The sequence below is a fragment of the Billgrantia sp. C5P2 genome (genome assembly GCF_051062895.2).
On record NZ_CM128542.1, the window covers coordinates 1841720 to 1864037 of the forward strand.

General features: G+C 62.0%; 23 protein-coding genes. 13 read left to right on the top strand and 10 right to left on the bottom strand.

Annotated elements, in window-relative coordinates:
* Positions 1-61: 61 nt before the first annotated feature.
* Positions 62-1477, top strand: a complete 1416-nt coding sequence (locus tag ACRWQA_RS08550; RefSeq protein ID WP_434229220.1) for an amidase — start codon at positions 62-64, stop codon at positions 1475-1477.
* A 37-nt stretch (positions 1478-1514) separates the two neighbouring features.
* Here ACRWQA_RS08550 and ACRWQA_RS08555 read toward each other — a convergent pair whose 3' ends face one another.
* The gene (locus ACRWQA_RS08555; protein ID WP_434229222.1) at positions 1515-3260 is read right to left on the bottom strand and encodes a putative bifunctional diguanylate cyclase/phosphodiesterase; all 1746 of its coding nucleotides are present in this window, start codon (positions 3258-3260) and stop codon (positions 1515-1517) included.
* A gap of 288 nt (positions 3261-3548) precedes the next feature.
* Between ACRWQA_RS08555 and ACRWQA_RS08560 the strand changes: the two genes are divergently transcribed.
* Positions 3549-5546: a sensor domain-containing diguanylate cyclase gene (locus tag ACRWQA_RS08560; RefSeq protein ID WP_434229232.1), complete on the top strand. Its 1998-nt coding sequence runs from the start codon at positions 3549-3551 to the stop codon at positions 5544-5546.
* Positions 5547-5755: 209 nt separating this feature from the next.
* Here ACRWQA_RS08560 and ACRWQA_RS08565 read toward each other — a convergent pair whose 3' ends face one another.
* From ACRWQA_RS08565 to flgA, 3 genes are all read right to left on the bottom strand, one after another.
* On the bottom strand, positions 5756-6205 hold the full coding sequence (locus ACRWQA_RS08565) for a flagella synthesis protein FlgN (RefSeq protein ID WP_263580259.1): 450 nt from the start codon (positions 6203-6205) through the stop codon (positions 5756-5758).
* Complete coding sequence (flgM, locus tag ACRWQA_RS08570; RefSeq protein ID WP_434229223.1) at positions 6202-6483, bottom strand: flagellar biosynthesis anti-sigma factor FlgM; 282 nt, start codon at positions 6481-6483, stop codon at positions 6202-6204. The genes ACRWQA_RS08565 and flgM overlap by 4 nt, the downstream gene beginning before the upstream one ends.
* Before the next feature lie 139 nt (positions 6484-6622).
* Positions 6623-7312 carry a flagellar basal body P-ring formation chaperone FlgA gene (flgA, locus tag ACRWQA_RS08575; protein ID WP_434229224.1) on the bottom strand — a complete coding sequence of 230 codons (690 nt, stop codon included), beginning with the start codon at positions 7310-7312 and terminating at the stop codon, positions 6623-6625.
* Between the two features lie 183 nt (positions 7313-7495).
* Between flgA and flgB the strand changes: the two genes are divergently transcribed.
* The 11 genes from flgB to flgL all read left to right on the top strand — a co-directional run bounded on the left by flgB (position 7496) and on the right by flgL (position 18272).
* Complete coding sequence (gene flgB, locus ACRWQA_RS08580; protein ID WP_263580256.1) at positions 7496-7909, top strand: flagellar basal body rod protein FlgB; 414 nt, start codon at positions 7496-7498, stop codon at positions 7907-7909.
* Positions 7910-7940: 31 nt separating this feature from the next.
* The gene (gene flgC / locus ACRWQA_RS08585) at positions 7941-8348 is read left to right on the top strand and encodes a flagellar basal body rod protein FlgC (protein ID WP_263580255.1); all 408 of its coding nucleotides are present in this window, start codon (positions 7941-7943) and stop codon (positions 8346-8348) included.
* A gap of 5 nt (positions 8349-8353) precedes the next feature.
* A complete protein-coding gene (flgD, locus tag ACRWQA_RS08590) occupies positions 8354-9046 on the top strand; it encodes a flagellar hook assembly protein FlgD (RefSeq protein WP_263580254.1) in 693 nt (230 codons plus the stop codon).
* Positions 9047-9128: 82 nt separating this feature from the next.
* Complete coding sequence (gene flgE, locus ACRWQA_RS08595) at positions 9129-10361, top strand: flagellar hook protein FlgE (protein WP_434229225.1); 1233 nt, start codon at positions 9129-9131, stop codon at positions 10359-10361.
* A gap of 32 nt (positions 10362-10393) precedes the next feature.
* The gene (locus tag ACRWQA_RS08600; protein ID WP_434229226.1) at positions 10394-11149 is read left to right on the top strand and encodes a flagellar basal body rod protein FlgF; all 756 of its coding nucleotides are present in this window, start codon (positions 10394-10396) and stop codon (positions 11147-11149) included.
* 28 nt (positions 11150-11177) lie between these two features.
* Positions 11178-11960: a flagellar basal-body rod protein FlgG gene (flgG, locus tag ACRWQA_RS08605; protein WP_263580251.1), complete on the top strand. Its 783-nt coding sequence runs from the start codon at positions 11178-11180 to the stop codon at positions 11958-11960.
* A 114-nt stretch (positions 11961-12074) separates the two neighbouring features.
* Complete coding sequence (locus ACRWQA_RS08610; protein ID WP_434232569.1) at positions 12075-12707, top strand: flagellar basal body L-ring protein FlgH; 633 nt, start codon at positions 12075-12077, stop codon at positions 12705-12707.
* A 58-nt stretch (positions 12708-12765) separates the two neighbouring features.
* Positions 12766-13869 (top strand): flagellar basal body P-ring protein FlgI, encoded by a 1104-nt coding sequence (locus tag ACRWQA_RS08615; RefSeq protein ID WP_263583986.1) that lies wholly within the window; start codon positions 12766-12768, stop codon positions 13867-13869.
* Positions 13869-14993, top strand: coding sequence for a flagellar assembly peptidoglycan hydrolase FlgJ (gene flgJ / locus ACRWQA_RS08620; RefSeq protein WP_434232543.1), 1125 nt, complete (start codon positions 13869-13871; stop codon positions 14991-14993). The genes ACRWQA_RS08615 and flgJ overlap by 1 nt, the downstream gene beginning before the upstream one ends.
* Before the next feature lie 61 nt (positions 14994-15054).
* Entirely contained in the window at positions 15055-16959 is a 1905-nt protein-coding gene (gene flgK / locus ACRWQA_RS08625; protein ID WP_434232546.1) for a flagellar hook-associated protein FlgK, read from the top strand.
* A gap of 20 nt (positions 16960-16979) precedes the next feature.
* Positions 16980-18272 carry a flagellar hook-associated protein FlgL gene (gene flgL / locus ACRWQA_RS08630; RefSeq protein WP_434232548.1) on the top strand — a complete coding sequence of 431 codons (1293 nt, stop codon included), beginning with the start codon at positions 16980-16982 and terminating at the stop codon, positions 18270-18272.
* Positions 18273-18389: 117 nt separating this feature from the next.
* On the opposite strand, the gene fliR is transcribed toward flgL, so the two are convergent.
* The 6 genes from fliR to fliM are packed head-to-tail and all read right to left on the bottom strand — an operon-like array spanning position 18390 to position 22316.
* On the bottom strand, positions 18390-19181 hold the full coding sequence (gene fliR / locus ACRWQA_RS08635; RefSeq protein WP_434232551.1) for a flagellar biosynthetic protein FliR: 792 nt from the start codon (positions 19179-19181) through the stop codon (positions 18390-18392).
* A gap of 25 nt (positions 19182-19206) precedes the next feature.
* The gene (fliQ, locus tag ACRWQA_RS08640; protein ID WP_434232554.1) at positions 19207-19476 is read right to left on the bottom strand and encodes a flagellar biosynthesis protein FliQ; all 270 of its coding nucleotides are present in this window, start codon (positions 19474-19476) and stop codon (positions 19207-19209) included.
* A 42-nt stretch (positions 19477-19518) separates the two neighbouring features.
* Entirely contained in the window at positions 19519-20280 is a 762-nt protein-coding gene (gene fliP, locus ACRWQA_RS08645) for a flagellar type III secretion system pore protein FliP (RefSeq protein ID WP_434232557.1), read from the bottom strand.
* On the bottom strand, positions 20277-20714 hold the full coding sequence (fliO, locus tag ACRWQA_RS08650; RefSeq protein ID WP_434232559.1) for a flagellar biosynthetic protein FliO: 438 nt from the start codon (positions 20712-20714) through the stop codon (positions 20277-20279). The genes fliP and fliO overlap by 4 nt, the downstream gene beginning before the upstream one ends.
* Positions 20711-21277, bottom strand: coding sequence for a flagellar motor switch protein FliN (fliN, locus tag ACRWQA_RS08655; protein ID WP_434232562.1), 567 nt, complete (start codon positions 21275-21277; stop codon positions 20711-20713). Before fliN ends, fliO begins: the two co-directional genes overlap by 4 nt.
* On the bottom strand, positions 21270-22316 hold the full coding sequence (gene fliM / locus ACRWQA_RS08660; protein ID WP_434232565.1) for a flagellar motor switch protein FliM: 1047 nt from the start codon (positions 22314-22316) through the stop codon (positions 21270-21272). Before fliM ends, fliN begins: the two co-directional genes overlap by 8 nt.
* Between the last annotated feature and the right edge of the window lie 2 nt (positions 22317-22318).

Here is a 22318-nt window from a genome sequence, read left to right on the forward strand (position 1 = left end):
CTCAACTCGGCTTTTCTTTCCCACACTCGTAGGAGGTCTCACTGGAAAAACGGAGGTTCTTGTGAGCGACACCGATCTCGGCACCATGGATGCAGGTCAGCTTCGCCAGCTTTTCGAAAGCGGCGCGGCTTCTCCCTTGGAGGCAACGCGAGCTGCACTCGAGCGTATCGATCGCTTCAACGCTAGCGTCAATGCCTACGTCGTGGTCGACAGGGAGGGGGCAGAAGCGGCCGCAGAGGCTTCGACCCGACGCTGGCGCGAAGGGCGTCCATACAGCTGCATCGATGGCATTCCCGTCTCGTTGAAGGATCTGACCGAATCTCGCGGCCTGCCGGCGCGCAAGGGATCGCTGACGGAATCGGACGCCCCCTGTGAGCGGGACTCCCCGCCGGCGCGTATGCTGCGCGAGGCGGGTGCGGTAATCCTGGGCAAGACCAATACACCGGAATTCGGCTGGAAGGCCATTACCGATAATCGAGTCTTCGGCGCGACGGCCAACCCATGGGACACTGGTCTGACGCCGGGCGGTTCGTCGGGCGGTGCGGCGGTCGCGGCGGCGCTCAATATGGGAGTGCTGCATCAGGGCGGCGATTCAGGCGGCTCGATCCGCATACCCGCGTCATTCTGCGGCGTGTTCGGCTTCAAGCCCACCTTTGGCTGGGTGCCGGAGTGGCCGCGTTCCAAGGAGGCCTCGCTCTCCCACCTGGGGCCATTGACTCGAACCGTAGCCGATGCGGCAAGGATGCTGAACGTGATCGGGCGGTACGACTATCGAGACCCTTACGCCTTGCGTGGGCAACCCCATGATTGGGGAGAAGAGCTTGGGCGGGGGATCGAGGGCATGCGAATCGCTTATTCGCCCACGCTGGGCTATGCCCGGGTGGAGCCGGAGGTGGCCGAATGTGTCCGCAAGGCAGCCTGCCGGCTTGCGGACCTCGGGGCCGAAGTGGAGGAGGTGGACCCCGGCTTCGAATCGCCCATACGTATTTTCAATACCCTCTGGTTCACTGCGTCACTTGCGCTGTATCGCGAGCACGGCGAGCGCCAGCGACGGCTGCTCGACCCCGGCCTGGTGGCCGATGCGAAGCGGGCCGAACAGCTGAGTGCGCTGGACATGTTCTACGCTCTCAAGGAGCGGGCGCGTCTGACGGAGAGGCTCGAACACTTCAATCAGCGTTACCACCTGGTCATGACGCCTTCAGTGGCAGTGAGTCCCTTTCCTCTCAATCTCGACGTGCCGCCATATACCGGCATGCGCGACTGGGAGGAGTGGGCGCCGTTCTCCTATCCTTTCAACCTCAGCCAGCAGCCAGCGGCATCCGTTCCCTGCGGCTTTACGCCGAATGGCCTACCCGTGGGTTTTCAACTGGCAGGCGGCAAGCATGACGATGCCAGGGTGTTGCGGGTCAGTCACACTTATCTCTCGGCTTTTCCGCCGCGCTTTCCCGATGAGCTGGACCTGGCGCGAAGTGGCTAGGTCGTCTAGTGACGACTCCCGGCCGGCTCGCGTCTTGTCATGCGTCGGCTGGTCCATGCTCTTCGAGCCATGACGTCAATGCCTCCGCCGTCATGGCCGGGCCATACAGGTTGCCTTGCACGAGCCGTGCGGAAACCGCCTCCAGGTTGGTTGCCACGCTTTCATTGTCGATACCGACGATCACGGGCTCGATATCGAGGGCATTGAGCATGCGGCACGATGCTTCCACCAGGCGCCGCCCATCATGGTGAATACCGGCCAACTGGGCATCGATGGTGGCTTTGCAAAAGGGCAGGCGAGACAGCCACGAAAGATCCACGGAGTCTTTGCCGAACCCCTCGACGGCGAGGCGGATACCGAGCCGCTCGAGCCGCTTCAGCAGATGGGTGGCCTTGTCGAGGTCGCCGCCAAGGCCCTGGGCGGGAACTTTCAGTGTCAGCCAGTCGAAGGCGCTCACTTCCTGATGTCGCAGGAAATGGTCCAGTGGCCGATGGTCGAAGGTGTCCTGTGCCAGGTGCGATTCACACAGCTGAATGGAAACCGGCAGCCTTCCCAGCGGTGAGTCGGTGTCGTGCCAGCGGCGATGATCGGCTATCGCCGTCTGGATCATCCAGCGGTTGAGACGTACGCCAAGCCCCAGGCGGGCGAGAATATCCAGATAATGCCCGGGTGGATGTTGCCAGCGCTTGGGGCGTCTCCAGTGCAGCACGGCTTCCATGCCGGTACAGCGAAGGCTGTGCCGATCAAGCTCCGGCTGGTAGTGCAGCTCGAAGTGTTGATTCGGCATATGGACGGCTTCGCTGAGCAGGCTTTCGAGCCGGTGCTTCTCCTTGAGTTGCGCCGTCAACCGATGGTCGACGAAGGCGAGGCGGCCTGGTCCCTTCTTGCGGGCAATGAACATGGCGCTGCGCGCGGCCGCCAGCAGCGACTCGACATCCTCCGCATCGGTAGGGTAGAGCGCGATGCCGATCGATGCCGTCATCAGCAGGTAGCGATCCCCTGACGTGAATGGCGGTTCCAGGGCTTCCTGCAGGCGTTCAGCAACCAACTGCGCCGACTCGGCGGTTCCATCCTTCTCCAGCAGCACCACGAACTGGTCGCTACCGAGCCGCGCCAGGGTATCCTTGTTGCGCACCTCGCGCTGCAAGCGTTGGGCCAGCTCGCCCAGCAAGCGGTCCCCCTCGATATGTCCTATCGTATCGTTCAGGTTCTTGAATCGGTCGATATCGATGAACAGCAGCGCAAGGGTGGTGTCGGCGCGCTCGGCCTGGGCCAGCGCGTGGCTCAGGCGGTCTCGCAGCAGCAGCCAGTTGGGCAGGCCCGTGATGGGGTCGATGTGTATCCAGTGACGATCGTCGAGAATTTCACCGTTAGCGCTGGTGAGCTGGACGAAGGTATGCAGAAAGTGGCGTGGCTGCTGGTGTTCGTCGAGCAGGGGGTCGACCGTCATCAAGACCGGTAGCGACTCACCGTCGGCGCGACGGCAGAGGACTTCTTGTTGCCAGGAATGGGTCAGGCCCGGTGCCGTGTCAGCGGTGACAGGCAGCTGTGAAGGCGTGCGCCGGGAAAGATAGAAATGTTCTATCGGCCACCCAGTCGTTTCGTCACCGTCGCTCCCTGCGATGCGACAGAAGGCATCGTTGACCAGCATGATGATGCCATCGCCATCGGTGATGACCATGCCGGTTTGGCTTTGCTCGAAGGCGTGTTGCACCAGCCGGGCCGGATGCTGGGCCAGGACATGCAAGTGCTTGCCCGGAGGGCGGTTACCTTTTTCGGTCATCTGGGCGGCTTCGGTAAGTGGAATTCGGATCGCTTCAGGTCTATATCGTCCTGTCTCGTCAGGACTTGAGCAACGGCGCCCTCCTGGCTTGTTGCGTTGAGGAGTGGGAGCGTTCAGTTGGGTAACATGCTTTGATGCCTTTGTAAGGCTCAAGTTCGCTTCGGTCGTGCCGATAACGAAGTTAGTTCCGCTCTCTGTGGGACAGCCAGGGAAAGGTAGCATGCAACTGCCAAACCGAAGCCGACAGGCTATTTTCTACCTCTACCCAAGGGGATCGTATTTCACGTGATGGCACCTATCGCGTCCCTGGCTCGCTCGATCTGCTCGCTGCAGGGGCGCCTCCTTGCTGGACTGGCCATGACTTGGCTGGTGATCGTCGGCGTCGTTCTGGTACTGGCCTGGCTGTTCGGCAAGGGGCTCGTCGACGAAGCCAATCTTTCACATCTGCGCTATGAGTCGCGGCTGATCGCCGATGACCTGACCCGGCAGGTCGATCGCAGGTTGGGTGCGCTCCGGCGCCTCGAACGGGCTCTGCGCGATGCCGAAGAGGATGAGCTGCCGTCCCGGTTGACGAATAGCCAAGTGCTGATGGAGTGGTTCGAAGGGTTGATGGTGACCGATGCTGAAGGCCGCGTCGTTGCGGATTGGCCCGTTGTGCCGGGACGAGTGGGACTAGAAACCGCCGATACGGAATATTTCCGCATGGTTCGGCATTCACCATGGCCCTACGTGAGCCGCCCTTTCATCGGCCGGGCGAGCGGCGATTCCCTGGTGCTCATGCTGGTGCCGCGCTTCGATGAGCAAGGGCGCTTTGCCGGTGTGGTCGGCGGTATGATCAACCTTGCTCAAGGTGGACTGTTTCGCCGGCTGGAGACGATCCGCTTGGGCGAGGATGGCTACGTATCGGTATACACCGCAGAGGGCGAGCGTCTCTTTCATCCGCGCCGCCAGCCGCCGGCGGAACAAGGGTATGTTCCAAGCGATCTGCCCATGCTGCAGCTCGCACTGGACGGCTGGCAGGGCGAGACGGTCGCCAAGGGAAGTAGCGGTACTCCGGCTCTCATGTCGTATCGCCAGATCTGGCCGGCTAACTGGGTCGTCAAGGTGGCGGTGCCCCAGGCCCAGGCTCGACAGCCCTTGGGCGATTTCCTGGGCCGCCTGTGGTGGGCCTGGCTGATACTGGCGGGCATGATGCTGGTCGCCATGCGTTTGCTGGTCAGGCGATTGCTGCGTCCCTTGCATCGGCTCGAGCGGCAGATCGCCCAGGTCGGGGCGGGCGAGAGGCGCTATCTGGAACTCTCCACCAACATGCATGAGCTGCGTCAGGTCGCCAGTAGCTTCAACCGGCTCGAGCACGAGCGACTGGCGGCGCTGGAACACCTTCGCGATCGCCAAGCGTTTCTCGACGCTGTGCTCGGCTCTACCCCTATTGGCATGTTCGTGGCGGATCTGAACGGTCGCCTCAACTATCTAAACCCGGCGCTCCTCGAGCTGCTCGGACTCGATGCGCTGCATAGCAACAAGGAGTGGTGGGAGCGCATCCACCCCGCTGATCAGCGGGGTGCCGAGGACATGTGGCGCCATACCCTGGCGACCGGCAACGACTTCGTGCGTCAAATGCGTTTCCTTCACCCGAACGGGGCTACCCTGTGGGTCGAGGTGCATGCCAGTCAGGTGCAGGGCAACGAGCAGTCGCTGGGCTTCGTGGGCATGGTCAAGGACATTACCGAGCGACGGCAGCAGGAGGCGCTGCAGCGCTGGGAAGCCGAACACGACCCCTTGACCGGGCTGCTCAACCGGCGTGGTTTCGAGCGACGCCTCGAGGAGGCGTTGGCGGAGTATTCCAAGACCGGCACTCCCTCGGTGCTGATCCTGTTCGACCTCGACCACTTCAAGCCGATCAACGATGAGGGTGGACACGCCCTGGGTGACGAGATGTTGCGGCGAGTCGCCCAGGTTGTGGCCTGGGAAGTGCGACGCAGCGACCATGTTGCCCGTCAGGGTGGGGACGAGTTCGCCGTCCTGTTGCCCAGCTGTACGCTCAAGCAGGCCGGCGAAATTGCAGAGTCCTTGCGGCGTGCCGTATCCGAAGTCACCGTGACCAGTGAGGAGAAGACCTACAGTATCACGCTCAGCATGGGGGTCACGGCGCTGCAAGAGGGGGATGAATCGGCGGAGGTCGTGCTTGCCCGCGCCGACGAGGCGAGCTACCAAGCCAAGGCAGATGGGCGCAATACCGTGGTGATTACGACCTTCGACGATGATCTGATCGACAGCCTCTGGTAGAGGCTCAAGGTCAGGCGATAGTACGCTTGCCTTGATGAACGGCAAGCTACTATACGAGGAGTTTCTGGTTGCAGCAGGGGAGCTTGAGCGATCGGCACACGGCGTGAAAATTGCCGCCAGCGATGCGCAAAGGCCACAGGCGTTGGTTGCCCGCCAGATAGACAGGGAAGCGAAAAAACAAGAGAAGAGGCGGAGTGCTGGGGACGGTACTAGACAGAAGCGTTGATGCGCCCCGATTGGGCGGCAACACGCCCGCTGGCGCGATATACGGTCTTCTCGGCGGCCTGATGCATGAACGTCAGAAGGCGGGTGTTCTGCTCCATGCGCAGTTCCACCAGTTTTCCGTTCAGCGTATTGAGGCGCTGGGCTTCACGGGTCAGCTCCAGCGTGTGTGTCCAGGCGCGCTCGCAGCCGGCATCGGCTGCCGCCTGGCGAGCGCCTTCCGCCCCATTGGCATAGCCCAGACGCTGCTGTACGCCTTGGCGTAGCGTTTCGCTGGCCTCGAGCTTCGCCAGCAGCGTCTGTTTGCGTTCGGCGATCTCGCCGAGCGCGTTGCCGTCGATTCTTGCCTCGGCCAGCACGGAACGTTCCTGCTGAAGCAGTTCAATGACGCCGCCCAGGCGCTGCTGCTGTTCCTGAAGAAGCTTCGTCAGGCTCATTCCCCGCGGCTCTCCGCTGCCAGGGATTCGATCAGGGCGTCGGCGATGCGGTCGGCACGAATTTCCAGCCGCCCATCGCGAATGGCCTCGCGAATCTCCTCGACCCGCGCCATGTCGACGTCACGTGAAGTATCGGCAGCCTTCTGGCTGAGATGGGTGGCGGCAGACGGGCCGGGCTCCTGCTGTCCCGCAGAAGAGGCGCCCTTGACTGGCTGAGTCTCCTCGCGCGGCGTCGTCTGGGCCGGGCGAGTCAGGGGGTTCTGGCTGTTGATTTTCACGATAATGGCCTCATGACCGAATGCTTTCCTCTGCTATCGGCAACGCGCTGGATAACTTTAGGCCTTTTTTCGGCATAAGTTTCCCGGGCGGACATGCCTTTGCTTGTCGGACGCACTCGTCAGCTTGTTGCGGTCGGTTTCAGAAGTCTACGGCAAGGGTGCCCTCTCCGACTACCTCGGCGGTCACAACCTCGCGGCTATCGAAGCGAACCCTTATGCGGTCGCCCAAGGCCCCAGGCTCCAGGGCCTGACCCTCACGGGATACACGGAACGACGACCCTCTGGCTTCGACCACGACACGCTGGTTTCTCTCCACCAGCGGCAGGCTGCGAAACTGGTGGGCCTGCAGAGGCTGGCCGGGAGCGAGTGGGCGTGTCGCCACCTGACCGACGATCTCATCAATATCGAGCAAGGTGCGGTTCGGCAAGTCGGCAAGATTTCCCGATCGCATCTCCAGGTGGTCGCGGCGTACGGCCTCACCCGTCGACAGCGGGGTGGCGAGCACCGGATATTCACCCACCACGCCAACTTCTGCTTGCAGGTAACGTACCTGGCGGCCGTCGGTGCCGCAGCGTACGCCCACGGAAACACGCCCCAGAGGGACTTCTCCCGGGCGCGTGAGGAACGGCTCGGGGAATTCACAGGCCGGTAGCCTGGCGGAGGGCGGGTGCAGTTCGATGACGAGTTCGTCGCCCAAGGCCCGAGCTTCCTCATGCAGGAAGCCGTGCACTGTCTGCAGTAGTTCGGTGTCGTCGGCCGAGGCTGTCGCAATCGTCATGAAACCGAGCATCGATAGCGAGAGCTGCAGGGCGAAGCGGGTCAGGCGCATGGGGCAAGGCCGTCCGGCATGAGGGTAATGGCTGGATTCTAGCTGGCTCCTCCGGAGTGAAACAGCGGAAATGAACGAGGAAAACGGGCCTGTTCCTGCCATTGAAATGACAGTGGCGTGGCTATTCTTCAACCTCAAGAAGTTCCGCATGTCATCCACTGGGTTCGTACGGGGAGTGCCGGCATGATCGACCAGCTCGAGGCCGCCTTTAATTACCATCAGCAGGCGCTGGGCCTGCGTCAGCAGCGCCACCAGGTCCTGGCGAGCAATATCGCCAACGCCGATACGCCGAACTACAAGGCGCGCGACATCGATTTCGCCAGTGAACTGAAGAAGGCGGTCGAACAGGGGCGTTCGGCGGGCGGTGGGCTGTCGCTGGCGCGCACCGCCGAAGGGCACCTGTCGGGCCGTGCCGTGGCGACGCCCAGGCACGAGCTGCTCTATCGCATTCCCGACCAGCCGAGTCTGGATGGCAATACCGTGGACATGGACCGCGAGCGGACCCAGTTCGCCGATAACACGGTGCGCTACCAGGCGGCCCTGACCCTCATGAACAGCCGCATCCAGGGGCTGAAGAACGCCATGCAGCCGGAATAACAGACCGGATCAGACGAAGAGAGATCTTACCATGTCGATGTTTTCCGTGTTCGATATCGCCGGCTCGGCCATGAGCGCCCAGTCGCAGCGTATGAACGTCACCGCCAGCAACCTGGCCAACGCCGACAGCGTTGCCGGGCCTGACGGCGAGGCCTACCGGGCCAAACAAGTTGTGTTCGAGTCGCGCCTGCAAGGTGGGCAAGGCATTGGCGGTGTCGGCGTGCGTGAAGTGGTCGAGGACCCCTCGCCACTGCGCATGGAGTACCGCCCCGAGCATCCGCTGGCCAACGAAGAAGGCTATGTGTCGATGCCCAACGTCGAGCCGGTGCATGAAATGGTCAACATGATTTCTGCCTCGCGCTCCTACCAGGCCAACGTCGAGGTCATGAACACGAGCAAGCAGATGATGCTCAAGACACTCACGCTGGGCGAGGGCTGATCGTCATGTCCAATACCATCGATGCGAATGTCGTCACGCGCCTGAACCAGGGGGGGCCAGCCGCTCGCGATGCCAGCCAGTCCGCTGACTTGCGCAACAACTTCATGACCCTGTTGATTGCCCAGATGAAGCATCAGGATCCCCTCGAGCCCATGGACAACCATGAGATGACCAGCCAGCTGGCGCAGATCAATACCGTCAGCGGCATCGAGGATCTCAACAAGACCTTGAGCGGCATCACCGACCAGATGAATGCTGGCCAGACACTGCAGGCCACCGGCTTGATCGGCAAGGGGGTGCTGGTCCCTGGAGATCGAGTGCTGCTAGAGCATGGCGAGGAGGGTGAGCTGCACACTACACCGTTCGGCATCGAGCTGCCCCAGTCGGCCGACAACGTGAGAGTAGTGATCACCAATGCCAGTGGGCAGGTGATCAACCGCTACGACATTGGGCCGGCCAAGGCGGGAGTGGAGTCGTTCACCTGGGATGGCCGTACCAGCGAGGGCGAGGCAGCCGCCTCGGGCTCCTATCGCGTGCGCGTCGAAGCCACCAGTGGCGACAAGACGGTGAATGGCACCACGCTCAACTACGCCGTGGTCGGTGGGGTAACGCCCCCGGGCCAGAACGGGGGAGTGAAGCTGGACCTGGGTGCCGTCTATGGCCAGGTCGGCCTCGATCAGGTCAAACAGATTCTTTGACTCTTCATCCATTGATACAGCATACGCAGCATAAAAGAACCGCGCATAGCGGCACTTTCAGCGGTAGGCAGAGGAACGAAAAATGAGTTTTTCACAAGCATTGAGCGGCCTGAACTCCCAGGCTCAAAAGCTGGGCGCGATCGGCAACAACATTGCCAACTCCCAGACCGTAGGGTTCAAGGGCTCCAACGTCCAATTCTCCGACGTGTTCGCCAACTCAAAGGTGGGGCTGGGCACGCGGGTATCCGCCGTGCTGCAGAACTTCAGCGAGGGCAATATCGAATCCACCAACCGTAACCTGGACCTGGCGGTAGCCGGTAACGGCTTCTTCCGCTTCATGGACAGCAGCGGTGAGGTGGTCTACTCGCGCAACGGCCAGCTCTCGATGACCTCCGACGGCAACCTGATCAATGCTCAGGGCTTCCGGATCATGGGCTACGGCCTCAATGCTGCCGGCCAGGTGCAGGTGGGTGGCCAGCCGGTGCCGCTGAACGTCTCGGCTGAGGAACTGGCTGCGAGTGCTACTACTCGTGTCGGCACCACCATCAACCTGGACGCGCGCAAGGTAATCGGTGATGACCTCAGCACGGTCGAGACCGCAGGTGGTGACATGATCGACTACCACTACTCCAACAACTTCACTATCTACGATTCACTGGGTAACCCGCGCAATATCACCGTCTATTACGAGAAGGCCGGTGCCAACCAGTGGACTGCCAAGATGACTCTGGATGGCCAGGCCCTGATGAATGGCGCCAACCCCGAAGAGTTCAATCTCGAGTTCAATGCCAACGGTCAGTTGATCACTCCTGCGAACGGTACCTTGGGGGTCACGTTCGACTCGGCAACTTATCTTGGCGGTGGGACGGATGATCTAATTTTTGACCTCAACCTGGCCGGTTCCACTCAGTTCGGCAATACCTCCACCGTCAGTAGCCTGACCCAGAACGGCTACACCTCCGGCACCTTGGTGGGTATCACCATCAACGAGAACGGCACGATCATGCGTAACTACTCCAACGAGGAGTCGCGCCCCGCCGGTCAGATCGCCCTGGCTACCTTCCGCAATCCCGAGGGCTTGACGCCGGCCGGCGACAACGTCTGGCGGGCTTCCAACGAATCGGGCCAGGAGCTGATCGGTGCTCCGGGTACCGGCTTGCTGGGTGGAGTCGTCTCCGGTGCGGTTGAGACTTCCAACGTCGACATGGCACGTGAACTGGTCAGCATGATCGTGGCGCAGCGGGCCTACCAGGCCAACTCGCAGACGATCAAGACCCAGGACGAACTCCTGCAAACCGCGATCAACCTGCGCTAAGCGCTTATACCAAGCGCTAGGGGAGCCGAGTCATGGACCGCATCCTTTATACCGCCATGAGCGGGGCCAAGCAGAGCATGGACCAGCAGTCGGTGGTCAGCCACAACCTGGCCAACGTCTCAACCAGCGGCTTTCGTGCCCAGCTGCATGCCATGCGCGCCGTGCCGGTACAGGGCGACGGCATACTACCAACCCGCGTTTCAGTCGCGGCGACCACCCCGGGTAGCGACTTCAGCCCGGGGCCGATCACCCATACCGGACGCGAGCTGGACGTGGCGCTGGAAGGCGACGCCTGGCTCGCCGTGCAGGCGGACGACGGGACCGAGGCCTATACCCGCCGCGGTGATCTCCAGGTAGACGGCAACGGTCTGGTCACCGTGGTGGGGCGCCCTGTCATCGGCGACGGCGGTCCCATCATCGTGCCGCTTGGCTCGAGCGTCTCCATCGGTGCCGACGGAACCCTCAGCGCCATTGGCGAAGGGGAGGGCCCCGAGGCCTTGGTCGACGTGGGCCGCCTCAAGCTGGTTTCGCCCGAGCGGAACCTGCTGCGCGGTGACGACGGCCTGTTCCGTATGCCGCCCAACGCCGAGGGCGAAATCGCAGCGCTGGAAGGCGACGACGAAGCCCGTCTTGTCAGCGGTTCGCTGGAAGGCAGCAATGTCAGCGCGGTGGAGGCCATGGTCGCCATGATCGACGTGGCCAGGCGCTACGAAATGCAGATGAAAGCGATCAGCACCGCCGACGAAAATGCCCAGCGGGCCAACAACCTGCTTTCCATCCAGGGCTGATGACCCATAGGGTCGAGGAAAAAGTATCATGATCAAGTCACTATGGACGGCCAAGACCGGTCTGGAATCCCAGCAGGTCAAGCTGGATGTCATCTCCAACAACCTGGCCAACGTAAGTACCAACGGTTTCAAGCGCTCTCGGGCGGTGTTCGAGGATCTTCTCTATCAGAACCTGCGTCAGCCCGGCGCGCAGAACGACGTGCAGAACCGGCTGCCTTCGGGCATGCAGGTCGGCACAGGCGTGCGCCCGGTAGCCACCGAGCGCCTGCACAGCCAGGGTGGGCTCGAGCAGACCGAGAACTCGCGTGACCTGGCAATCAACGGTAACGGCTTCTTCCAGGTGCTGATGCCGGACGGTTCCACTGCCTACACCCGCGATGGCAGCTTCCAGCTCAACGAGAATGGCCAGATGGTGAACGCCAACGGCTATCCGCTCGAGCCGGCCATCATCATCCCCGACAACGCATTGTCGATCTCCATCGGTGAGGACGGCATCGTCTCGGTGACCCAGCCCGGCGTCAACCAGGCGCTGGAAGTGGGGCAGATCACCGTCTCCACCTTCGTCAACGCGACCGGCCTGGAGAGTATCGGTGGCAACCTCTACCGGGAAACCACCTCTTCCGGTCCGCGTAACGAGGCCATGCCGGGCATGAATGGCGCCGGCAGGCTTTTCCAGGGCTACGTGGAGACCTCCAACGTCAACGTGGTGGAGGAGATGGTCAGCATGATCCAGACCCAGCGGGCCTATGAGATCAACAGCCGTGCCGTGCAGACCAGCGACGAGATGCTGGCGCGGCTGAGCCAGCTGTGATCGACGTTCAATGAAACATCTTGGCCTGAAGCGTTCGGCCGGAAGCGAGTAAGAATGAAAGGTACGGGTATTAACTCGGGGTGGAGAGTGGTCACGGTGATCCTCGCTATCGTAATGCTGGCTCTGGGCGGTTGTGCCCAGGTGCCGCGTGCCTCGGTGGTGGGTGAGCAGGAGCAGATCAACATCGTCGAGCCGCCGCCGCGGATGGCCAATGGCTCCATCTACCAGGCGCATCGCGGGGTCCAGCCGCTGTTCGAGGACCGTCGCCCGCGCATGGTCGGCGATATCCTGACCATCGTGCTCGATGAACAGGTCAGTGCCAGCAAGAACGCGCGTTCGAGCATGGATCGCAACGGATCGGCCGGCCTCGACCTGGCCGGATTGCCCGATGCCCTGGAGCGTCTGGCTGAGTATGGTTTCGAGCTCTCGGGCGAGAGCGACTTCTCGGGCGGCGGCGGCTCCCAGGCCAACAACAGCTTCACTGGCACCATTACCGTCTCGGTACTCGAGGTGATGCACAACGGCAACCTGCGCGTGCGTGGCGAGAAGCAGATCGCGATCAACCAAGGCGTCGAATTCATCCGCTTCTCTGGTGTGGTCAACCCGCGCACCATCACCGGCCAGAATACGGTGCCCTCCACGGCCGTGGCCGACGCCCGTATCGAGTACGTCGGCAATGGTTACATCAACGAGGCGCAGTACATGGGCTGGATGCAGCGCTTCTTCCTGAATATTTCGCCTTTCTGATGGAAGCGCACGGGGGCGAACAATGAAGCAGATCGGGATGAACCGGGATATGAGGCATATGACCGTGTTGGCGAGAGTGCTGCTGCTGTTGGGGCTCTTCATGCTGGCGTTGCCGGTACAGGCCGAGCGGATACGAGAAATCGCCAGCTTCGCCGGCGTACGCGACAACCAGCTGGTTGGCTACGGCCTGGTGGTCGGTCTCGACGGGACCGGCGACCAGACCATGCAGGCTCCCTTCACCGGACAGAGCCTGACCAATATGCTCTCGCAGCTCGGCATCACCGTGCCGCCGGGCACCAACATGCAGCTGCGCAACGTGGCCGCGGTGATGGTAACCGCCGACCTCCCGCCGTTCTCGCGTCCGGGGCAGCGTCTGGACGTCAATGTCTCCTCGATCGGCAACGCTCGCAGCCTGCGTGGCGGCACGTTGCTGATGACGCCGCTGAAAGGCGCCGACGGCGATACCTACGCCATCGCCCAGGGTAATCTTCTGGTCGGGGGGGCCGGGGCGGCGGCGGGAGGTGCTTCAGTACAGGTCAACCAGCTGGCAGGTGGACGCATTGCCGGTGGTGCCATGGTCGAGCGGGAGGTGCCGCTCGACCTCGGGAGCAATGGCGGGCTGCTCGAGCTGGAGTTGAAGGAGTCCGATTTCGGCACCGTGCAGCGCGTGGTCAATGCCATCAACAACGAATTCGGCCGGCCGGTGGCGGCAGCGATGAACGGTCGCGTCATCGCACTCGACGGGCCGATGAATGCCAACTCCCGTGTCAACTTCATGGCCCAGGTGGAAAATATCCAGGTCACGCCTACGGAAGCATCGGCCAAGGTGATTTTCAACGCCCGCACGGGCTCGGTGGTCATGAACAGTGCGGTCAAGCTGCATCGCGCGGCGGTCGCCCATGGCAATCTCTCCATCGTGATCGACCCGCGCTTCCTGGTCAGCCAGCCGGCTCCCTTCGGCCAAGGGGAGACGGTGGTGGTACCCGATACCGAAATCGAGATCCAGGAGCAGGACGCTTATCTGCGAGTGGTCGAGGGGGCCGACCTGGTGGATGTCGTCAATGCGCTCAATGCGCTTGGTGCCACGCCCTCTGACCTGATGGCGATACTCGAGGCGCTCAAGGCGTCCGGTTCGCTGCGCGCCGACCTGGAGATCATCTGATGAGCATCCAGGACGCCACCGGCCAGTTCGCCCTCGATGTACAAGGGCTCGAGCGGCTCAAGCACACCGCGCGTCAGGATAGCGCGGCCGGCCTGCGCGGCGCGGCCCAGCAGTTCGAGGCGCTGTTCCTGCAGATGATGCTCAAGACCATGCGCGACACCGTTCCCTCCGGTGGCCTGCTCGATAGCCAGCAGGGCGAGTTCTACCAGTCGATGCTCGACCAGCAATGGGCGCAGACCATGGCGGGGCGTGGCATCGGTCTGGCTGATCATCTCGTCGCGCAGTTGGAAGGGCAGATGGGCATTTCGCCTTCCCGGTCCGCTGTGGCCGACCGGGAACTCGGTGAACTGATCGCCGGTATTCCTCGCGGTACGCCAAGGGTGCTACAGGATGCCCTGCAGCCGGCGAGCGAAGAGGAAGCGAGTGGTGATGAGCACGAAGCGACAGTGCGTGAGGCCGAAGCGATAACGACGCCGGCCAGCTTCCTCGAAGAACTCGAGGCGGTGCGTGGCGGCTTCATGTCGGCGCTCGATGCCGAGTTGCCCGACGCAGCACCTGCCGCGCAGGCAGCGCTGTCGGCTCAGGGCAACTTCGCGGCTCCCCAGGCGTCTCGCACGAATGCAGCGGCAGGCGAGCACGTGCAGCGCTTCATGGAACGCCTCTCGGCGCCTGCCCAGGCCGCCAGCCGCAAAACCGGCGTGCCGGCCGAACTGATCCTGGCCCAGGCGGCGCTGGAAACCGGCTGGGGGCGCCACGAGATCGCCACTGCTGACGGTGGCAACAGCTACAACTTGTTCGGCATCAAGGCGGGAAGCAGCTGGCAGGGACGCACTACCGACGTGGTCACCCATGAGTACATCAATGGCCGGCGCACACGAGTCGTCGATACCTTCCGCGCCTACGGCTCCTTCGAAGAAGCCTTCACCGACTATGCGCGGCTAATCGGCAACAATCCCCGCTATGCGGCAGTCACCACCGCAGGCAATGCCGAACAGGCTGCCAGGGCGCTACAGACGGGCGGCTACGCCACCGACCCGGCCTACGCCGACAAGCTGATCGCGGTCATGAACAGCATGGGACCGATGCAGCAGCGCGGCGATTCGCTGGTCTTTTTCAGCTATTGAATGATTAAAGTTCTGACCTGACGGGCCGATATCAAAGGCATTGGCGAAAGGAAACGACACGATGAGTACCATTTTTTCCGTCGGCCTGAGTGGCTTGAATGCCGCGCAGAACGCGCTGAACACCACCAGCAACAACATCAGTAACGTCTATACGCCCGGCTACAATCGGGAACTGACGATTCTCGGCCAAAGCCGCGCTGATGCCGGCGTACAGGTCAATGTCATTCAGCGCCAGTTCAACCAGTACGTGGCCGCGCAGCTCAACGCCGCGACGAGTTCCTCCAGTGCGCTGAAGACCTACGAGAACCAGATCAGTCAGATCGACAATCTGCTGGCCGACCGTGACGCGGGCCTGTCGCCGCTGATGCAGAAATTCTTCTCGTCGCTGGAAGACCTCGCCGGTGCGCCTTCCGACCCGGCGGCCCGTCAGGGCGTACTCGGCACCGCCGATACCCTGACCGCCCAGTTCCGTGCCTTCGACAGCTACCTGCAGGACATGCAGGAGGGCATCAATGGTCAGATCAAGGACGAGGTCACCCAGGTCAACAACATGACCGAGCAACTCGCGACCCTCAATCGCGAGATTGCCTTGGCTCGTGCGCGCAGCGGTGAGGCGCCCAACAGCCTGCTCAACCAGCGCGACCAACTGGTGGCCGAACTCAGCGAGCGCATGGACATTCGCCTCGATATCCAGGACGGCAAGAGCTACAACATCAGCCTGCCCAACGGCCAGCCGCTGGTTTCCGGCACCAATCACTATCGCCTGGAGGCGATGGATGCCCCCAACGATCCGCAGCGTACCGTGCTGGGCTATCGTGATTCCGGTGGCAATCTGGTGGCTCTGCCGGAGAATACTATCAAGGGCGGCACCCTCGGCGGTCTGATGACCTTCCGTGCGGAAACGCTGGACAAGACCCAGAACCAGATCGGCCAGCTAGCCGTATCGCTGGCGGTCGGTTTCAACGAGCAGCACCGTCTGGGCCAGGACCTGAACGAGAATCAGGGTGCCGACTTCTTCAGCATCGGCCAGCCCCAGGCATACTCCTACCCGCGCAATACCGGCGGGGCGGAGGTCGTGGGTACGAGCTTCGATGTGGCAAATATCGATCAATTGCGTGCCACGGATTACACCATTCGCTTCCAGAACGGTGAGCCTCAAGTCACCCGCAAGGACAATAACCAGGCGCTTCCGGCCGATGAGGTCAACTGGGAAGGCAATGTACTGAGCTTCGGCGGGATGATCTTGGAATTCAGTGCTCAGCCCAACGACGGCAATCGCTATGAGGTGCAGCCGGTGCGTCGTGCAGCAGCCAGTTTCGAATCGCAAATCAGTGATCTGGACAAGATCGCGGCGGGCAGCTTCGTTGCCTCATCGGGAGACCTCAGCGTTTCCGGCTTGCGAGCCGAGTCGGGCGCTTTTGCCGACGCCAACGCTCATACCTTCACTCTATCCACCGCAGCGGGTCTGACGACCGTCTCAGCCCCGGCGGACCCGAATGATTTCACGGTCAACGGCGAAGCGTACGATCCTGCCGTCGGGGTTGTGGCCGGGGATCGTATCGCCATCGATGGTATCGAGTTCGTGGTGGAAGAGGTTCCGGCGGAGGGGCAGGATGCGAGCCTTTCGCTCTCGGTCGCTGCTTCCGGTACCGGCGACAACCGTAATGCCCTTGCCCTGCAGAACCTGCAGAGCAAGGCATTGGTGGCCGGTCGCTCTTCGTTCAGCCAGGCTTATGCCGGCATGGTCAGCGATGTGGGCAACCGCACCAACATCGTCAAGGTCAATCTCGATGCCCGCCAGGGGCTCACCGATCAGCTCAAGGCTGTTCAGCAATCCGAATCCGGCGTCAATCTGGACGAGGAAGCGGCCAATCTGATTCGCTACCAGCAATTTTACATGGCCAACGCCCGGGTTATCGATACCGCTTCCACGGTATTCGACACCATCCTCGGCTTGCGTAACTGATCTTCAGGGAGTCCAGTACGATGCGTATCAGCACCGTGACCATGTTCGATCAGAGCGTGGCATCCATGAACCGCCAGCAGAGCGACTTCCTCAAGGTTGGCCAGCAGATTGCCAGCGGCCGCCGCGTGGTGAACCCCTCCGACGATCCGCAGGCGGCTTCGCGGGCGGTCGGCGTCTCCCAAGCCAAGGCGGTGACCCAGCAGTTCGCCGATGCGCGCGTGTCGGCGCGCAACTCGCTGGCTCAAGGCGAAAGCGTGCTCAACAGTGTCAGCGACGGTATCACCAGCGCCAAGACGCTGCTGGTACAAGCGGCAAGCGATACCCTGAGCGACGTCGATCGTCAATCGGTGGCCTCCGAGCTGCGTGGTATTTATGAGTCCCTGATCGGCCAGGCAAATGCCACCGATGGAAACGGGCGCTATCTGTTCGGGGGTTACAAGGATGACTCGCCACCCTTTGCGCGCACCACAGGTGTGGGTATCTCAGGCGCCAATTATGTCGGCGACGAAAGCATTCGCGAACAGCGCATCGACGCCTCACGGCTTATGCCGGTGGCGGATAATGGCAAGACTATCTTTCAGAGCGTGCCTTCTGGCGCAGGCTATGTTGCGCGGGCGGAAAAAGAATCAGCGGGCAATATCAGTATCGGCACACAGTCGGGTTATGTGCGTAATGAAGGCTCTGTCACCTTCACTGGCCCGAGTCGTGTCGACCCGGATAATGCGCATTTCGGCAAGCCGTTTGAACTTGAGTTTGCCACCAATGTGGATGGCGACCCGATCTTCTCCGTCAGCGCTATAGAGGCAGACGGTACACGGACGCCCATCGTCACCGATGAGGCTTACGAATCCGGCAAGTCGGTCAGCTTTGGTGGTGTCAGTATCACGTTGGAAGGCACACCGGTAGATGGTGACCAGCTTCAGCTACGTCCGGCGAACCATGAGGATGCCAATCAGGATGTATTCAAGTCGCTGAAGGATGCTATCGACCTGCTGGAGCTCGACCAGGAGGGAGCTGACGAGAACCGGGCGCACTTCCGCAACACGATCAATACAGTGATGCGTGAACTCGATAACAGCCTCGACAATGTCCTGACCGTGCGTGCCTCTATGGGGGCAAGGCTCAATGAACTGGACGTGGTCGATGCCGTCAGCACCAATCGCATGACGAACTACGAGAAGACCCTTTCCGACCTGGTCGACCTCGATTACAGCGAGGCAATCGCCGAGTACAGCCTGCGTCAGGTGGGGCTGCAGGCAGCGCAGAAGGCCTTCGTCGACGTCAAGGGCTTGTCGCTGTTCAATTATCTGTGAGCTCATCGGCAGGGATGCCGCGCTCCTGATGTTTGACGTTTCCCTGCAGACCGCATAGGTGCAAAACCCATGGGGTCTCTTTCGCCGTTCCGGCTTGCCGGAGCGGCTTTTTTTGCCTCAGTTAAGTGGGGCCAGCGCCTCGATGAGAGAGAAGAGGAACTGGATGCCGTTGCTGAACAACCGTTGCAGGAAACGTGACATGTCGGTCATCAGTACCATCAGCAGCACAAGGCCGATGGTAAGGGTCATGGGGAAACCGATGTTGAAGACCGTCAGCTGTGGGGCCGAGCGATTGAGGATGCCCATCGCCAGGTTGATGATCAAGAGCGAGCCCACCAGCGGTAATGCCAGCGACATGCCCGCCACGAAGATGGTGCCGCCGTAGCGCACCAGCATCTCGAAGGCCTCAGGGTTGAATGAGCCAATGCCGATGGGCAAGCCATGGAAGCTCGTGACCAACGCTTCCAGCACCATCAGGTGTCCGCCCAAGGCGAGGAACAGTAGCAGGGTGATCATGTAGAACACCCGAGAGAGGATCATGGTATTGGTGCCACTGCCGGAGTCGAAGAACGTGGCGAAGGCCAGGCCCATCTGCAGGCCGATGAACTCGCCCGCAGCTTGCACCACGGCGAAGGTCACGTGCATCACCAAGCCCATGGCGATGCCGATCAGCATCTGCTCCACCATGATGCCGAACCCTGCCCAGGACATGATCGGCACGTCGGGCATGGGCGGAAGCACCGGCGCGATGACAACGGTGATGAGGAATGCCAGCCCGATCTTGGCCTGCCTGGGTACGCTGGAGTGGCCCCACAGCGGGGCGGCGGAAAAGAAGGCAAGCAGCCGCACGAAGGGCCACAGCAGCACTACCAGCCAGCCATGCAGCTGGGCGAAGGTCACTTCGACCATGCGTAGCTCACCTCAAGAGTGTGGCTCACATCAACATGCTGGGTATGCTGGTGAAGAGGTTGCGGGTGAAGTCGACGATCAGGCCGATCAACCACGGGCCGGCGAGAACCAGTACGGTGAACACGCCGAGGATCTTGGGGATAAAGGAAAGCGTCATCTCGTTGATCTGGGTGGCGGCCTGGAACAGGCTCACGATCAGGCCGGTCAGCAGCGCGGTGATCAGCAACGGGCCGGCCAGGTACAGCGTGACGCGCATGCCCTGGTAGGCAATGCTCATGACCATTTCCGGTGTCATATCGACTCCTCGCCGAGCCTGGCTCGGTCTTGTTACGTCGGTCTAGATGAAGAAACTTTCCGCCAGCGAGCCGATGATCAGCTGCCAGCCGTCCACCAGCACGAACAGCATCAGCTTGAACGGCAGTGAGATCGTCGCCGGCGGTACCATCATCATGCCCAGCGACATCAGCGTACTGGCCACCACCAGGTCGATGATCAGAAAAGGAATGAAGATGGTGAAGCCGATCTGGAACGCCGTCTTCAGCTCACTGGTGACGAAGGAGGGCACCAGGATGCGCAGTGGCACGTCCTCGGGGCCCTGCATGGGACCGACCTCGGCCAGGCGCGCAAACAGCGCCAGGTCGGGTTCGCGGGTCTGGGCCAGCATGAACTCGCGGAAGGGCTGCTGGGCCAGTTGCAGGAACTCGTCGAAGTTGATCTCGTCCGCGGTCAGCGGTACCCAGGCGGATTCGTAGACCATGCCGATAACCGGCGACATCACGAAGAAGGTCAGGAACAGGGCCAGGCCCAGCATCACCTGATTGGGCGGCGTGGCCTGGGTACCTATGGCGGTACGCAGCAGGCTGAGTACGATGATGATGCGAGTGAAGCTGGTCATCATCAGCAGCGCCGCCGGCAGGAAAGCCAGCGAGCTCAGCAGCAGCAGGGTTTGCAGCTGAATCGACCACTGCTGTCCACCATCCTCCAGGGGCTGGCTGACGATGCCGGGAATCTGTTGGGCATGGGTACCCAGCGGCAACAGGGCAAAAACCAGTGCGGCAAGCAGGGCGAGCAGGCGCAGCGAGCGAGCGGAACCGATCATGAATCCCCTCGCCCGCGACCGCCCAGGCCGGCATTCTGCTTGAGTGCACGTGCGAAGCGAGCCGCGAATCGCTCACCCTCGGGTGCCGAGTGCGGAGCATTCTCGCCTGACTCGACGGGGGCTTTTAGTTCGTGCAGCTTGTTGACCTGGCCGCCGCCGACACCCAGCACCAACCAGGTGCCTTCGACCTCGACGATCACCACCCGCTCGCGGTTGCCCAAGGCAGCGCTGCCGATGACCTGCAGGTGGCCGCCAGCCGCACGCTTCTGGGGGTTCCAACGTCGCAAAAGCGCCGTGCAGACAAAGATGATGGCAATGACCAGCGCCAGGGCCGCGGCGGTCTTGCCGAGGGTGGCCATGCCCACCAGGGCATCGCCACCGACGGCGAGCGACTCGAGCCCCGAAGCGGTTTCGGAAGAAGCGGTATTGCTCATCGGTTGAGTTTCTGCACCCGCTCGGAGGGGGTGATGATCTCGGTGATTCGGATGCCGTACTTGTCGTCGACGACGACGACTTCTCCCTGGGCGATCAGGTAGCCGTTGATCAGGATGTCCATCGGTTCGCCGGCCAGGCCGTCGAGTTCGACGACGGAGCCCTGGGTCAGCTCCAGCAACTGCTTGATGGTCAGCTTGGTCCGGCCCAGCTCCACGGTCAGCTTGACCGGGATGTCCATGATCATTTCGAGATCGCGGGCGGTACCGCCTTCCTTGCCCTTGTCGAGCGGGCGGAACACGCGATCGCCGGCCGATTGGGGCGCAGGGGCGGGCGCGCTTGCCGTGGGCTCGTCGGCCGCGGCTTCAACGGCTTCCTGCTCGGCCAGGGCTTCGGCCCAGGGATCGTCCTCGGCGCTGGGAGCGGATTCGGCCGCTTCCTGCTCGGCCATGGCTTCGGCCCAGGGGTCGTCGTCGGCCGCAGGTTCGTTGTCCTGCTGCTCGGACATGGCCGAGGCCCAGTCGTCGTCGGAAACGTTCTGATCGGGTTTCTTGGGATCAGTCATGCTTGAAGTCCTTGGCTTGAGGCGCTGCGCCCTTGATGAAGGCGTCTTTTGACACCGGATTCTGTGCACCATGGTCGATGATGCGGATGACACGCAGCGCGCGTTGCTCGTGCTGGCTACCGTAGTCGCACTCCATCACCGGCACGCCGTCGACGCTGGCGGTGACCGTCTCGGGTAGCTCGAGAGGGAGGACGTCGCCCACCTTGAGCGCCATGACATGGGCAATCCGGGTGGGGACGTCGGCAAAGTTGGCGACCAGCTCCACTTCGGAGCGACGCAGTTCGCCCGCCATGCGCTTGGTCCAGGAACCATCCTGATCGTGATGGCCATCGCTGAGCGGGTTGGCCAGCAGATCCCGCAGGGGCTCGACCATCAAGTAGGGAATGCAGATCTGGAAGCTGCTGGAAAGATTGCCGACCTCGATGTTGAAGTTCGTGTTCACCACGATCTCGTTGGGCGAGTTGGTGATGTTGGCGAACTTCGACTGCATTTCCGAGCGCAGGTAGCTGATCTGCAGCGGGTAAACCGATTTCCACGACTCCTCGTAGGCGTCGATGGCCAACTGCAGCAGGCGCTGGATGATGCGCTGCTCGGTGTTGGTAAACTCCCGTCCTTCCGACTTGGTCAGGAAGCGGCCGTCGCCGCCGAACAGGTTGTCCACCACCATGAATACCAGGTTGGGCGGGAACACGATCAGGGCCGACCCGCGCAGCGGCTTCATGCCGATGATGTTGATGTTGGTCGGTACCGGCACGTTGCGAGAAAACTCGCTGTAGCTCAGGTAGCGTACCGAGTCGACGGTGATATCGGCACTCCGGCGCAGCAGGTTGAACAGCCCCATGCGGAAATGCCGCGCGAAGCGTTCGTTGATGATATCCAGCGCCTGCAGGCGCTCGCGAATGACACGATGCTGAGTTGCCGGGTCATAAGGGCGTACGCGAGAGTCACCGTCGCTTCGCGCAACGGGCTCGTCGTCGCCGCTGACGCCCTTGAGCAGGGCGTCGATCTCATCCTGTGACAGCAGGTCGTCTTGGGACATGG

Bases quoted from the DNA above. Each gene is read 5' to 3' on its own strand.
- ACRWQA_RS08555 (WP_434229222.1), bottom strand. From the start codon at position 3,260: ATGACCGAAAAAGGTAACCGCCCTCCGGGCAAGCACTTGCATGTCCTG.
- ACRWQA_RS08560 (WP_434229232.1), top strand. From the start codon at position 3,549: ATGGCACCTATCGCGTCCCTGGCTCGCTCGATCTGCTCGCTGCAGGGG.
- ACRWQA_RS08565 (WP_263580259.1), bottom strand. From the start codon at position 6,205: ATGAGCCTGACGAAGCTTCTTCAGGAACAGCAGCAGCGCCTGGGCGGC.
- flgA (WP_434229224.1), bottom strand. From the start codon at position 7,312: ATGCGCCTGACCCGCTTCGCCCTGCAGCTCTCGCTATCGATGCTCGGT.
- flgB (WP_263580256.1), top strand. From the start codon at position 7,496: ATGATCGACCAGCTCGAGGCCGCCTTTAATTACCATCAGCAGGCGCTG.
- flgC (WP_263580255.1), top strand. From the start codon at position 7,941: ATGTCGATGTTTTCCGTGTTCGATATCGCCGGCTCGGCCATGAGCGCC.
- flgD (WP_263580254.1), top strand. From the start codon at position 8,354: ATGTCCAATACCATCGATGCGAATGTCGTCACGCGCCTGAACCAGGGG.
- flgE (WP_434229225.1), top strand. From the start codon at position 9,129: ATGAGTTTTTCACAAGCATTGAGCGGCCTGAACTCCCAGGCTCAAAAG.
- ACRWQA_RS08600 (WP_434229226.1), top strand. From the start codon at position 10,394: ATGGACCGCATCCTTTATACCGCCATGAGCGGGGCCAAGCAGAGCATG.
- flgG (WP_263580251.1), top strand. From the start codon at position 11,178: ATGATCAAGTCACTATGGACGGCCAAGACCGGTCTGGAATCCCAGCAG.
- ACRWQA_RS08610 (WP_434232569.1), top strand. From the start codon at position 12,075: ATGCTGGCTCTGGGCGGTTGTGCCCAGGTGCCGCGTGCCTCGGTGGTG.
- ACRWQA_RS08615 (WP_263583986.1), top strand. From the start codon at position 12,766: ATGACCGTGTTGGCGAGAGTGCTGCTGCTGTTGGGGCTCTTCATGCTG.
- flgJ (WP_434232543.1), top strand. From the start codon at position 13,869: ATGAGCATCCAGGACGCCACCGGCCAGTTCGCCCTCGATGTACAAGGG.
- flgK (WP_434232546.1), top strand. From the start codon at position 15,055: ATGAGTACCATTTTTTCCGTCGGCCTGAGTGGCTTGAATGCCGCGCAG.
- flgL (WP_434232548.1), top strand. From the start codon at position 16,980: ATGCGTATCAGCACCGTGACCATGTTCGATCAGAGCGTGGCATCCATG.
- fliR (WP_434232551.1), bottom strand. From the start codon at position 19,181: ATGGTCGAAGTGACCTTCGCCCAGCTGCATGGCTGGCTGGTAGTGCTG.
- fliQ (WP_434232554.1), bottom strand. From the start codon at position 19,476: ATGACACCGGAAATGGTCATGAGCATTGCCTACCAGGGCATGCGCGTC.
- fliP (WP_434232557.1), bottom strand. From the start codon at position 20,280: ATGATCGGTTCCGCTCGCTCGCTGCGCCTGCTCGCCCTGCTTGCCGCA.
- fliO (WP_434232559.1), bottom strand. From the start codon at position 20,714: ATGAGCAATACCGCTTCTTCCGAAACCGCTTCGGGGCTCGAGTCGCTC.
- fliN (WP_434232562.1), bottom strand. From the start codon at position 21,277: ATGACTGATCCCAAGAAACCCGATCAGAACGTTTCCGACGACGACTGG.
- fliM (WP_434232565.1), bottom strand. From the start codon at position 22,316: ATGTCCCAAGACGACCTGCTGTCACAGGATGAGATCGACGCCCTGCTC.